A 13,685-nucleotide genomic window follows, 5' to 3' on the forward strand; every position below is an offset into this window, starting at 1 on the left:
AGTATGTTTTTTTATTATGTGATAAATGTTTAAAGTGATTTGGAAGATAACGAAATTTAATCTGTATAAGAGAGAGGGAACAAAGTGACTTTATTAAACTTACCACTAACATTACTCATTGTTATCTTTTTAGCGTTGGGTATTTTTAGCCAATGGTTCGCCGATAAAATAAAATGGCCATCCATCGTTGTTATGGCTATTGTAGGGTTGCTTGTGGGCCCTATTTTTGGATTGATTAACCCTCAAGAAAGTTTGGGTCAAGAGGTGTTTAGCCCACTCGTTTCGTTGGCAGTTGCAATCATCTTGTTTGAAGGTAGCAGTAACTTAGATTTTCGTGAGTTAAAAGGTATCTCTAAAGCAGTTATAAGAATCATTACTATGGGGGCAGTGATTGCTTGGATTTTAGGATCCATGGCTTTACATTTTGTATTAGGTTTCTCAGTAACGATATCACTTGTATTAGGTGGCTTATTTTTAATTACGGGTCCTACCGTGATTCAACCATTATTAAAACAAGCGAAAGTTAGGAAAAGTGTAGATTCCATCTTAAGGTGGGAAAGTATTATTCTTGATCCTATTGGACCAATGTTAGCGTTAGGTGCATTTTATGTTTTTCAAATCGTAGAGCAAGGTTTTGAGATTCAAATTATTTTAAGTTTTGCTTTACGTTTTGTTATTGCTATTGTTATAGGTTTTGGCGCATCTTATTTATTTATGTTGCTCATTAAAAGAGATCTCATTCCACAAAATTTAATGCCACCCATCCAATTGGTTTTTATTTTACTTATTTTTGCAATATGTGATGAAATATTGCATGAATCAGGGCTACTTGCGGTAACCATATTTGGGTTAATGATGGCACGTATGAAGCGTCATGATTTGATCTTTAAAGAATCAGATCATTTTATTGAAAATGCATCTTCTATTATGGTTTCTACCGTCTTTATATTAATTACGTCTTCGTTAACTTTAAATGTGTTAGAAAGTATTATATCGTGGAAACTATTTATATTCTGTGCAGTCATGATTATATTAGTCAGACCTATTTCTATATTGTTATCTACGATGAATACTGAGATTTCTAAACGGGAAAGAGCTATGGTTTCAATGATGGCACCACGAGGTATTGTCGTACTTACTGTTGCACAGTTCTTTGGAGGCTTATTTGTAGAAAAAGGAACACCCATGGCAGAATACATCACACCTGTTACATTTGGATTAGTATTTATAACTGTGGTCATTTATGGCTTTAGTTTTCTACCGTTAAGCAAAATGATGCACCTTTCAAGTACCGAACCACCGGGCGTCATTATTGTTGGAGAAAGTGAATTTTCATTTCATTTAGGTGCGAAATTGAGGGAACATCACATTCCAGTTATGACTTTTAATTTATTTAATAACACATCAAAACGAGCACAGGAATTAGATTTTGAAGTATTTGAAGGCAATTTATTATCTAGTAATGATCGTATATATGCCGATATGACACGTTACAATAAATGTTTATTAATGACTCAATCTTTTGTGTTCAATAGTTTGGCGTTTAATGAATTAGTGCCTGAGTTTGGTTTGAAAAATGTCAACATGATGCCAGTTTCTTTTAGTGATGAACATGCGCGAAGTAACTTAGATGGACCAATTAGAAATCACATACTATTTGATTCTGATTTTACGTCGCATTGGTTTAATCGCTATATCGTCGAACATAATATTTTAGAAATGCCAGTTTCGAGTAAGGATAATTTAACGGCTTATGACATGGTCCTCTATCATATTGATGATAATAACGAAGTCACATTTAAACGTGATAATCAAAATATTACAAATTCAGAAGAAGGTATGATTGGCTATTTAAAAGATGCTTATTTACATTCGAATATATAAAAAATCCCCGTCCATACAGATTGAAAATCATGTGTGAACGGGGTTTTTTATGAATACTGTTTAGTTAACATAACGATCATGCATAAGTTCTTTTAAAATATCGATTTTTTCTTGAATATCTTGTCCGGTGTTTGTATGTCTTATTTTTTGTCGTTGTAATTCCTTATCGACGACACGACGTATAGAAAGTTCATCAGCGCCATTCAGTAAAACATGTTTTTTGGAATTAAAATGTTGGTGTGCGACTAGTTGCATACCAAATGAATTATAAAGTAATGTATAACCTGCGATACCTGTTGTTGACTGATAAGCTTTCGAAAAGCCACCATCAATCACAATCATTTTTCCTTCAGCTTTAATTGGATCTTCACCATCAATTTCTTTGACAGGTGTATGCCCATTGATAATGTGCCCTTGTTCAGGGTCTAAGCCAAAATCTTTGAGCATTTTTTTACACATATTAACATCCTCACGCAAATGGTAATAAGGGTTTTTAGTTTCTTTATGCGCTGTTTTGTCTTTAATAAAGTAACGCTCGAAAGTCGTCATAGCGCGTTTGCCAAATAGTGAAGAGTATTTACCAGTCCAAAGATACCATACTAAATCTGTGGCTAAATCGTCTTGAATATCTTTGTGATCAAAAGCTTCTCGGACGTAATCTTCAAAATGATCTAATAAATCTCTGCCATAGCATTTCACATCGTTGATAACCATTGATTCCATTTCACCATTTTCATCTACTGGAATACAGCCGTGAATCAATAAATTACCGTTATAAGGCAGGTAAAGCGTGCCTTTTTGCATAAGGAAGGTCATATGTCGTTTCAATTTTTCTGATTGTTGGACAGATAATAATAGTTTATCCATCACTTCTGACTCTTCGTCTGTGAGTTTGTTTGGATCATTTGGGTCAATCGTTTGGAAACAAGTATTTTCTAATGGATATGTTTTTCCATAGAGTGTTGCTTCATTTTTTTCATAGTTAATACTTTCTAATACCAATCGTTCTTCCATTTCAAAAGTAGGGCGACGTTTAATGATTGGTGCCTCTAATTTAAATTGTATGATGGCGATGGCTTGATGAATTTTTGTGATTTGCTCAAGTTCTAATTCAGTTAAGCCTTCAGCATTTTTAGGTCTGAATGCTTTGTTTTTTCCATCATAATGTTTTTCTGCAAGGGTTAATAAGGGTCTTAAATTGATACCATAAGCATCCTCAATAATGTCTAAGTTATCATAACGTGCACAAATGCGAAGTAGGTTTGCAAGGCAAACTTTGGAACCTGCATAGGCACCAATCCAAAGGACATCATGATTTCCCCATTGAATATCTACTGAAGGATAATCAATCAGTGTTTCCATAATTTTATCAGGTTCTGGTCCTCTGTCGTAGATATCGCCAACAACATGAAGGTGATCCACTACAAGGTGCTGAACTGTGAAAGATAAGCCAATGATCAAATCATCTGATTGTTCTAGCTCTATGATTTGATTAATTAATGTTTCATAATAAGAATGTTTATTATTATATTTATTACTTTTATATAACAGTTCTTCTATAATAAAGACGTAATTTTTTGGTAAAGATTTGCGTAACTTTGTGCGCGTGTATTTGGATGAAGCATAGGTGATTAGTTTTATCAGACGATTAATCGTTGTAATGTACCACTCATTGAGCTCGGATTTTGAGCTAAAGCTGTTTTTAATTAATTTAAGTTTTTCTTCAGGATAGTATACAAGCGCAGAAAATTCATTAATTTCTTTGCGTGTCAAAGTATCTTGGAAGATATCATTAATTTTTGAACGAACGTTGCCTGAACCATTACGCAATACGTGTTGAAAGGCATGAAATTCACCGTGTAAATCACTCACAAAATGTTCAGTACCTTTAGGGAGTTCCAAAATAGACTCTAAATTAATAATTTCTGTTGCAAGTTCTTCTTTAGTATTAAATTGTTGTGAAAGTAAATCTAAATATCTATCTTTTAGGCTCTTATCTGCTGATTTCTGCATGGTTATGTCACTCCAGTTGTAAAAATATCGTAATTATGAAATGCATTTTATAAAACGCTTCCAATTTATGTTTCTTATTGTAGCATTAATTGGCACGCCTTTGTCTATTTCTTATTATATTATGAAGTTAAATTAAATTCTAAAAAATGGATTGAGTGTATATTACTAACTGAAAAATTTAAGGTTTATTAGTAAGCGCATATGTTAGAAAAGTAGAAAAAGGAAATGATGCTACTCAAATATAATAAAATGGGGATTTATATAAAAGTTGTAGGAAACATACATTTTAATGAATGTTATTTATTGTATAATTAACATTGTGTAGTAATTTTACCATTATAATTTTGGAGCTTGAAAATACTGTTAAATCAATGATTAATCGCTATAAAGCTGTATTTTATTGGTTTTATTTGAAAAAAATTATTGATTTACTGTTTAATTTATAATTTATTTTTGTATAATATATGCATGTAACAAAATTATAAGGGGGCGTTTTGTTTCATGTTTACATTGGGGACATCATTATCGAGTCAAGTCGATCCAAACTGGCAAACATATATCATGCTTGTCGTTTATTTTGTGGTATTGCTAGTGATTGGGTACTATGGCTTTAAACAATCTACCGGTAACGTCAGTGAATATATGCTGGGCGGTAGAAACATTGGTCCATATGTAACTGCATTATCTGCAGGCGCATCTGACATGAGTGGTTGGATGATTATGGGATTACCTGGTGAAGTATATACTACCGGTTTATCAGCAGCCTGGTTAGCGATTGGATTAACACTTGGCGCATACATAAACTATATTGTTGTTGCACCTCGACTTCGTATATATACAGAGAAAGCCGGAGATGCAATTACACTACCTGATTTCTTTAAAAATAGATTAGATGATAAATCTAATTCGATTAAAATTATTTCAGGTGCCATTATCGTTGTATTTTTCACACTTTATACGCATTCTGGAATGGTATCAGGCGGTGTATTATTGGAAAGTGCGTTTGGCGTTAACTATCACATTGGTATGTTACTTGTCGCTGTGATTGTCATTGCTTATACATTTTTCGGAGGTTATTTAGCAGTATCATTAACAGACTTTTTCCAAGGTGTAGTGATGATTATTGCTATGGTTATGGTACCAATAGTTGCTATGTTGCAATTAAGCGGACTTGATACTTTTACGCAAACAGCAGAATTAAAACCGACAAACTTAGACTTGTTTAAAGGAACGACGTTTATAGGTATTATTTCATTCTTTGCGTGGGGATTAGGTTACTTTGGTCAACCACATATTATTGTACGTTTTATGTCAATTAAATCTGTCAAACAATTACCAACGGCAAGACGTTTTGGTATCGGTTGGATGGCAATCAGCTTATTAGGCGCAGTGGGTGTCGGATTGACAGGTATTACGTTTATTAATCAAAGTGGTACAGATATAGAAAATCCTGAAACACTATTCATTTTAATGGGACAAATTTTATTCCATCCGTTAGTTGGTGGATTCTTACTTGCTGCTATTTTAGCTGCGATTATGAGTACAATTTCTTCACAATTGTTAGTAACGTCAAGTTCATTAACAGAAGACTTTTACAAATTAATTCGTGGTGAGGAAGCTGCAAAGGAACATGAAAAAGAATTTGTTTTAGTAGGTCGATTATCAGTCATCATCGTAGCGATTGTTTCGATTTGGATTGCTTGGTCACCTAACGATACCATTTTGGGTCTAGTAGGTAATGCATGGGCTGGTTTCGGTGCCGCATTCGGACCGCTTGTACTCTTATCCTTATATTGGAAGGGGTTAAGTAGAACAGGTGCTGTAAGTGGTATGTTATCAGGTGCCATTGTAGTCATAATATGGATTGCATTTGTTAAGCCATTAGGCGATGTGAATGATTTCTTTAATTTATATGAAATTATACCTGGATTCTTAACTAGTTTAATCGTTACGGTTGTAGTAAGTAAATTCACGAAGAAACCACAAATTGATGTTAAAGCAGATTTAACAGATGTTCGTCGTCTGGTTAAAACTGGTGAAGATCAAAAAGAATCATAATTTAAAAAGGGGTTTAAATTATGATTTAATGTAGAAAATGATAATTGGCTATGTCTGTTATCAAAAGGGAGAAATTTTTAAATAGAGAAAAGGCTAACTTCAAGGGGGAGTTAGTCTTTTTATATTATTATAAAACAGGGTCTGACACTTATTGATGTCAGACCCTGTTTGTTTGGAATTGAATCTATTTATTGAGCGCGATTCTTTTTGAATAATCTATATACGATGAAAATCACTGCAAGAATGATGATGACATACATAATATATGAATATGTATGGAGACCATTCATTAGCATATCCCAACTGCCGCTCAACATTTTACCCAGGTAGATCAGTGCAAAATTCCATATCGTAGTCCCGATTAAAGACAAGATCGCGAATAGCATCACATTCATGCGATTAATACCCGCTGGAATCGTAATCAGTACACGTAAGACAGGTATAAAGCGACAAATAAAAACAGCAATTGCGCCATATTTTTTAAACCAATCGTTTGCACGTGCAACATCTTTACCTTTAAGTTTAATCCATTTGCCATATTTATCTACAAAACGATACAAACGTTCTTCAGAAACAAGCCTACTAATATAGTAAAGCACAAGTAAACCAATTAATGAGGCAATGGTTGAAATTGTAAAGAGTACGGGAATGGATAAGTCAGATTTGACGGACATCAGTCCGGCAAAGGTTAATATAATTTCTGAAGGGATAAAAGGTAATATATTTTCAAGTAATATTAATATAGTGATTGCGGCGTAGCCCCATGTACTAATAAAATCAGTGAGTATCTGTTCCATAATTCTGCAATGTGCTCCTTTTAAAATGTAACTTAGTAGTTAATTAAAACATGTCTTTTTATTATAGTCCAAAAACAATAAATATGCATTGTTATGTTATAGGTCTACAGGATGATTTTTGTGTAAATCAATTATAGGAAGTATATTACATTTTAAATAAGTAAATTTTGAAAAAAGTCATTGTAAGCGATTTCATATTGTGGTACTATCTTTAAACAATAGGTCATATGATGACTATAAAAGATTGGGAGAAAGTTGGAGAAAACATGGATCAAAAAAGAACAAATATTAGATGGTATTTTGCCATAGCGTTTTTCATTATAGGGGTTATTGCATATATGGACCGCTCGAACATATCGATTATAGCCGGTCCGATGATGGAAGATTTACATTTGAATAAGACACAATTTGGGTTATTAGCGTCATTCTTCTCACTGGGGTATGCACTGATGCAAGTGCCTTCTGGATTTTTAGCTGAGAAATTTGGTTCTAAAAAAATGTTAACCATTGCACTTGTATGGTGGAGTGCCTTTACAATATTGACAGGTGTTGTGAAGAATCACGGGATGTTATATGCGGTGCGTTTCTTATTTGGTATTGGTGAAGCGCCAATGTATCCTTCTAACGCAGTTTTTAATACGAACTGGTTTGCGAAAGGTGAGAAAGGACGCGCATCTAGTGCGTTATTAGCTGGATCCTATTTTGGCCCAGTCATCGCGCCAGTAGTAACCATTGCAATCGTAAATATGTTTGGTTGGCAAGCCGTTTTCTATATTTTTGGTGCTATTGGTTTTATTATTGCTATATTATGGATGGTTATTGCCAAAGACTTGCCAGAACAACATAAAATGGTTAATGAAGCAGAAAAAAGCTATATTATGGAAAATCGAGACATTATTAAAACTGAGAAATCTAATGCGCCATGGAATATATTTTTAAAACGCTTTAGTTTCTATGCATTAGCAGCTCAATATTTTGTAGTGCAATTCGTCGTCTCATTATTCTTGATTTGGTTACCAACCTATCTAACGGAACAGTATAACGTTAAATTAACAGATCCAGACATGGCTTGGGCAGCCGGTGCACCATGGATTGCAATGTTCTTATTGATTTTATGTGGTGGTGCTATTTCAGATAAATTATTACAAAGTGGTATGTCACGTTTCATAGCACGTGCTTCTATCGCTATCACAGGATTTGTTGTATTCTGTATTTCACTCTTCATGTCTATACAAACGGATAATTTAGTAACAAATGTTATTTGGTTATCGCTTTGTTTAGGCGGTATTGGTATTGCGACTGGAATGAGCTGGGCAGCAGCAACAGATTTAGGACGTAACTTCTCAGGTTCTGTATCAGGTTGGATGAATTTATGGGGGAACATTGGTGCGTTATTAAGTCCACTATTAGCTGGTATGATGGTTGATATTGTAGGTTGGACAGTAACGTTAGAACTTGTGATTATCCCAGTTGTTTTCGCAATTATTATGTGGTTCTTTGTAAAACCAGACCAACCACTTATCGTAGAAAAAGAAGACTTGTAATGTTTAATTTATTAACTTTTAGGTAATTATTAAACATCATGCTTATAAAGGAGGAAATGATATGATTACTATCAATGCGATTATGAAAGTGGATGCTGCACAACGTGATAATTACTTAGCTTTAATAGACCCATTAAAGCGCGCTTCAAATCAAGAAGCAGGTGCATTATACTATGAACATTTTGAAAATACAGATGAACCGAATACGTTTGCTTTTATTGAACGATATAAAGATGAACAAGCTTTGGAAGCGCATAATCAGTCAGAACACTTTCAACAATTCTTTAGCGAAGTTAAACAATACTTAGTTGAAGAACCTGAAATTAAAGTGCTAAGTTCAAATTAATATATTAAACCCTGATCTTACAAATAACTGTGAGTTCAGGGTTTTTTTGAATAGTGTGATAAGAGAGAAAAAAATGGGCTTGTTATTGTGTAAATATAATGTCATTACATAACGTATTAGATGGATAAATAGCTAAATTTGAATATTTAGTCATGAACTCTGTCTATATAGCACTTGCCATGATTTACACAGCGATTTGAGAAGAATTAAATGAGCACGTATGTATGTGAATATAAAGACAATGATATGGAGGTAAATTTATTTTAAAGACATCGCCACTAGAAGAATTTAAAAAAAGTGTTAAAATAGTAAGGTATTGTTACGAATTTATGCGCGGATATTTTAGAATGAAGATATAGATTTTATAAAATGAAAAGTAAATTGATGTTTACTTTACCTATATGTTTTTCTGAAAAATACGTTATTTATGAGTAACGTATTTTTAAATGTCATTTGATATGGTGACAATAAATGAAATAAAATACGAAATATTAAAAATTAAAGGAGATGCATGACAACATTGATTAAATATTTAAAGTCATTAATACGTTTCAATTCGATGAAAATCGATGTTGCTAAAGGTATAAGACAATGTATTCTCATGCTCATTCCGTTACTTGTTGGCTATTTGACAGGTCACTTTTCTAAGGGATTACTCATTTCAACAGGGACGCTAGCGCATATTTATGTATTTGGTGGTCCTAAGAGATCTAAGTTACGCATTGTCTTATTTTCATCGCTAGGTTTATCCATTGCGATGATTTTAGGGACACTCACAGTTACTCAACCACTTATATTTGGTGTGTTACTACTATTAGTAACTGTTATTCCATATTACATCTTTAGTTCGTTAAATATCCCAGGGCCATCTTCAACCTTCTTTATCGTTGCCTTCAGTTTGCCAATTAATTTACCAGTAGCGCCAGAAGAAGCATTAACTAGAGGTCTAGCAATGTTTGTAGGTGGATTATTAGCAACACTGATTGTAATCGCTGTAATCCTACTATCTAAAGAATCTACAGAAATCAAAGCCATTAAAAATGATTATAATATTATTAAACAATTGGTCTATAACTTTGATGATCCCAAAGCGTTTGCGAAAGCATCACAATTTGCAGTAACAGCTTTCAGAAATTCGGATAATCAATTGATTACGTCAAGTACACCAAAATCGAAAACCTCACCTGAATTTCAACGCTTATTATTATTGCATAATACAGCGCAAGGTATTCATTCCGAACTATTGGAACTAAATGAATGTAATGCACGTCCGTTACCAACGGAAATAAAAGAAATGACGGATTTTGTCATTAAACGTGTTTATTCACTCGGTAAGTCAACCCAACAGTGGACTAAAAAAGTAGATTTCGATAAAGAGTATCAAAGTTTAGTAGATAGTATCATTAAAGTTGACGCAATTATGAATGCAAATAATGATAGAGTCGAACATGAAATAGATATTCGTGTACCAATCTATGGACATCGCATGTTGAAAAACTTGACGTTAGATTCTTTTATATTTAGAAATACAATACGCTACGCAGTCATTATGGCAATTTCTATTTTTATTGCTTTAATGTTTGATTTTGAAAAAGCCTACTGGATACCTTTGAGTACACATACAGTCTTACTAGGCTCTACAACACTGCATAGCTTTGAAAGAGCTGGGGCAAGGGGCGTTGGCACGATCTTCGGGGTGTTGGTGTTATCACTCATCTTATTAACAACACCGCCTGTACCAGTAGCCATTGTTTTATTGGCTTTAGCAGCCGGTGTGACAGAAATGTTTGTAGGTGCAAATTACTCATTTGCAGTTATATTTATCACGATACAAGTTATCTTGTTAAATGGATTAGCGTCAAATCATCTAACCATACTCATTGCATTACCAAGAATTATTGATGTAATTGTAGGAATTATCATAGCAGTGATTTGCTTGCTAGTGATCGGTAGAAAAACAGCATCTTCTATGTTGCCAGGTACATTAGCAGCCGTAGCGAGAGACGAATCCATATTATTTCATTACTTATTCTCAAGTAACAAATATGCATCTAGAGAACAAGATAAAAAAGAAATGTTAAAACTAAGTGTGAAATTGAATAATATGACCCAAGTGTATAACAGTGCAAACGGTGAACTATTCAGTAATAAAATGGTTATACAGTATTATTATCCAAGCATTTACGCATTAGAAGAAATCAGCTTTATGTTAACAAGAGCACTAAGTAATGAAAAACGATATCATATTGATGATGAAACGATGGGACAGTATTTACTTGTCTTTGAAAATATAGCCAAACATTTTGAAAGAGGCACGAATATTCAAGTTCAAGAAATGGCTACATTACCGCAATATACACATATAAAAACAGCTTTAATGAGTATACAAAACAACTGTGTCAATGCTCGAAAAGAAGTTAAATTATCTCTTAATTAAATATGGTTATTTGAAAAAAGGCCAAGACATTTATTAATGTCTTGGCCTTTTTATTAAAAATATTTGAGTATATTGAGATAGGTAGTGTGCGGGTTGTCTTAGGTCAGACTGCCGCCACTTGAAAGTGTCAATCGTCGCTGCGTTCTTGTCTAGCCTTTGCTTCACTTTCTTGTTTTTTCTTTTCAATGGCAGCTTGCGCATATTGTTCTTTTTCTGCTTCATTTTGTTTATCTTCATTCATTTTTTGATAACGTTGTTTTTGGCGATAACCGTATGTACTTTCTAGTATTTGTGATTCATTATTTAATCCAGCACCAATTGCACCTGCAACAGTAGAAATGGATGTTGCAAACCAAGCGAGATTAATATAAGTCATAAAGTTAGCCGAGCCCTGTAACTGTAGTGCTTGCCCTAAATATCCTGGTGGCAATACAACGAGTGTGGCTAACAAGAAAAGACAAAACAATATGACATAATAAAAAGCAATGGATACAGTTAACGTTAAAGTTGTAGTTAAATTGTATAATATTGTTATTTGTCTATCATTACTTTCAGAAGTAGATTCCCATAAACCATGTGCAACAATAATCCATAACATCATGCCTAAAATAGCGACCAGCATAATTAATAACATGCGCCATCCAGAATAAACAAAACTTAAATTCCACATTGTTGTAAAGACAATGCCAAAGGCACCAGTTGTAAAGGCAATAGTAACTACATTACTGAGGCTTTTGAGCATATTAAAAGGATTGTTAGCAAAAGTCATCCCACTAATTAAACGTATCATGCCTCTCGTATTCGAAGATACATAATATAAAGTATGTTGAGAGTCTGTATCTTCAAAGTACTCAGTATGTGTTTCTAAAGTTGAAAAGGGGAACTGTGAATTTAATTGTTCTTCACTATGATGTTGAGTAGACGATTGGTTTGGATTCATATTTTCGTCAATTGCTTTAATAATGCCCGATATGGAATGCTTAATTCTTTTTTTTATGGGGCGCCAACCATATGCAGGTAATGAAATTAAGCTTGCGCCATTTTTACTATTGATATCAAATGCGACAACATGCTTGTTCTTAATAATTGGTAAATCAGTTAAACCAATCGTATATTGCCATTCATTATCATTTTGATTATCAGAAATTTTAGTGTATATCTTTTGCACCGTTTCAGCAGAACCAGTAAGTGGGTCAATCATTGTATCAATTTGCCATTCAACTTCTGAATTTATAGTAGATGATAACAATGAAGGTAGCTCTTGTTGCAAATGGTTGGCTATTGTTTCAGTCACACCAGGTGCAGCTACTAAACCTATCTTGATAATGTGATTGCACATTATTCTTCCTCCTCTCTGTGCGTTTGTTTTCGACCTGCATAATCATTTGATTCTTCATCGTTATTATAATCCGCATCATTTTCTTGTTCTAATTGCTTGTTTCTATAATATTGTCTGAATGAATAAGTAGCACGTTTAATCTTGTCAGCATTTTCTACGGTTGATCCCATTGCACCTGCTAAGATTCCTAAAGAAGTGATAAACCATATCAAATTAATATAATTGATTAAAGTGGGTTGTTTACTACCAAGCGAAGTCCAGTTGGAAAACAATTCCGGAGGTACAAATAATAATGTGCTAATGGTTAGTAATAGAAATAGGGTTATAAAATTAAAAAGCGTAATTACAGTTAATGTGGTCAACGTTGTAAAATTATAGATATATCTATATAACTTTTGTGTTTTTGGGTTTTTACGTTCCCATAAATTATAAGAATAAATAAGCCAACCAACCATGCCGAAAATGGACATAAACATAAGTAAAATGAAGCGCCAATAATCATAATCTAAGCTTATATCCCAAGGAGTAGAGAAAATTGAAATATAAGTACCTGTCGCAAAGGAGACAGAAATGATTTTTTTGAAATCAAAAATTGTTGACCATGGCTCATTAGCAAAAGTCATACCGGATATGAGGTGTAACCAACCTATGAAGGTAGATGTTGAAATAATACGTAAATGATTTTTATTTTTATCTTCTTCATTTGGAGTAACTGTGGTAAATTTAGTTAATTTAAAATGTTGACTATTCAAGAGATTATTATCTGAACCATTACTATGCATATATTGAATGACAAATGAAATAAAATGGCGTAATTTTTGTTTTAAATTTATTGCACCTAATGCTGGTAATGAAATCAAGGCAATATTATTTGTTAAGTCTATGTCACATACGACGGTTTTATTGTTAGAAAGAGTAGGTAAATCTGTAATACAAATAGCATAGTCCCATGCTTTTTGTTTTTTCATATTCGTCGTGATATCCATTGCTTTATCCATGTGCTCAGCAGTGCCTACAATTGAAGCAATGTGTTTTTCAATGTGCCATTCATCATTTCCCCCTGTATGATGACGGATTTCATTCGGTAAATCAGTATATATTTTATTTATAATTTTATGTGGCATATCGGGTGAAGGGATTAAACCAACGGTGATATTAGCCATAAACAACACCACCAATCTATGTATGTGATTAAATTTCCACTGTTTTATAATTCCCTTTATGACCAGTATTAATCATGCACCATTTTATAAGAGTACAAAATATC

The 13,685-nt window shown here is 33.4% G+C and carries 9 protein-coding genes; 5 read left to right on the forward strand and 4 right to left on the reverse strand.

Annotated features, from left to right (window positions below; genetic code table 11):
• Nucleotides 1-84 precede the first annotated feature (84 nt).
• Nucleotides 85-1,884: a cation:proton antiporter gene (locus M1D64_RS01965; protein ID WP_069821596.1), complete on the forward strand. Its 1,800-nt coding sequence runs from the start codon at nt 85-87 to the stop codon at nt 1,882-1,884.
• Between the two features lie 60 nt (nt 1,885-1,944).
• Here M1D64_RS01965 and M1D64_RS01970 read toward each other — a convergent pair whose 3' ends face one another.
• Nucleotides 1,945-3,897, reverse strand: a complete 1,953-nt coding sequence (locus M1D64_RS01970) for a fructose-bisphosphatase class III (protein ID WP_002482358.1) — start codon at nt 3,895-3,897, stop codon at nt 1,945-1,947.
• Nucleotides 3,898-4,398: 501 nt separating this feature from the next.
• On the opposite strand from M1D64_RS01970, the gene putP reads away from it, so the two are divergent.
• Nucleotides 4,399-5,955 carry a sodium/proline symporter PutP gene (putP, locus tag M1D64_RS01975; RefSeq protein WP_041079298.1) on the forward strand — a complete coding sequence of 519 codons (1,557 nt, stop codon included), beginning with the start codon at nt 4,399-4,401 and terminating at the stop codon, nt 5,953-5,955.
• A 188-nt stretch (nt 5,956-6,143) separates the two neighbouring features.
• Here putP and uptA read toward each other — a convergent pair whose 3' ends face one another.
• Entirely contained in the window at nt 6,144-6,752 is a 609-nt protein-coding gene (uptA, locus tag M1D64_RS01980; RefSeq protein ID WP_002482360.1) for an undecaprenyl phosphate transporter UptA, read from the reverse strand.
• 266 nt (nt 6,753-7,018) lie between these two features.
• On the opposite strand from uptA, the gene M1D64_RS01985 reads away from it, so the two are divergent.
• The 3 genes from M1D64_RS01985 (at nt 7,019) to M1D64_RS01995 (ending at nt 11,079) form a co-directional block, all read left to right on the forward strand.
• Nucleotides 7,019-8,296 carry a pyruvate MFS transporter gene (locus M1D64_RS01985; protein ID WP_011302373.1) on the forward strand — a complete coding sequence of 426 codons (1,278 nt, stop codon included), beginning with the start codon at nt 7,019-7,021 and terminating at the stop codon, nt 8,294-8,296.
• A gap of 61 nt (nt 8,297-8,357) precedes the next feature.
• A complete protein-coding gene (locus M1D64_RS01990; protein WP_002482362.1) occupies nt 8,358-8,642 on the forward strand; it encodes a putative quinol monooxygenase in 285 nt (94 codons plus the stop codon).
• Between the two features lie 511 nt (nt 8,643-9,153).
• Nucleotides 9,154-11,079, forward strand: coding sequence for an FUSC family protein (locus tag M1D64_RS01995; RefSeq protein ID WP_232010379.1), 1,926 nt, complete (start codon nt 9,154-9,156; stop codon nt 11,077-11,079).
• Between the two features lie 127 nt (nt 11,080-11,206).
• On the opposite strand, the gene M1D64_RS02000 is transcribed toward M1D64_RS01995, so the two are convergent.
• Together M1D64_RS02000 and M1D64_RS02005 are read right to left on the reverse strand one after the other, a co-directional pair.
• Nucleotides 11,207-12,418 (reverse strand): cell envelope integrity TolA family protein, encoded by a 1,212-nt coding sequence (locus M1D64_RS02000; protein ID WP_069826157.1) that lies wholly within the window; start codon nt 12,416-12,418, stop codon nt 11,207-11,209.
• A complete protein-coding gene (locus M1D64_RS02005) occupies nt 12,418-13,581 on the reverse strand; it encodes a hypothetical protein (RefSeq protein WP_041079292.1) in 1,164 nt (387 codons plus the stop codon). Before M1D64_RS02005 ends, M1D64_RS02000 begins: the two co-directional genes overlap by 1 nt.
• Nucleotides 13,582-13,685 lie beyond the last annotated feature (104 nt).

This window comes from Staphylococcus sp. Z5-21 (assembly GCF_056529615.1).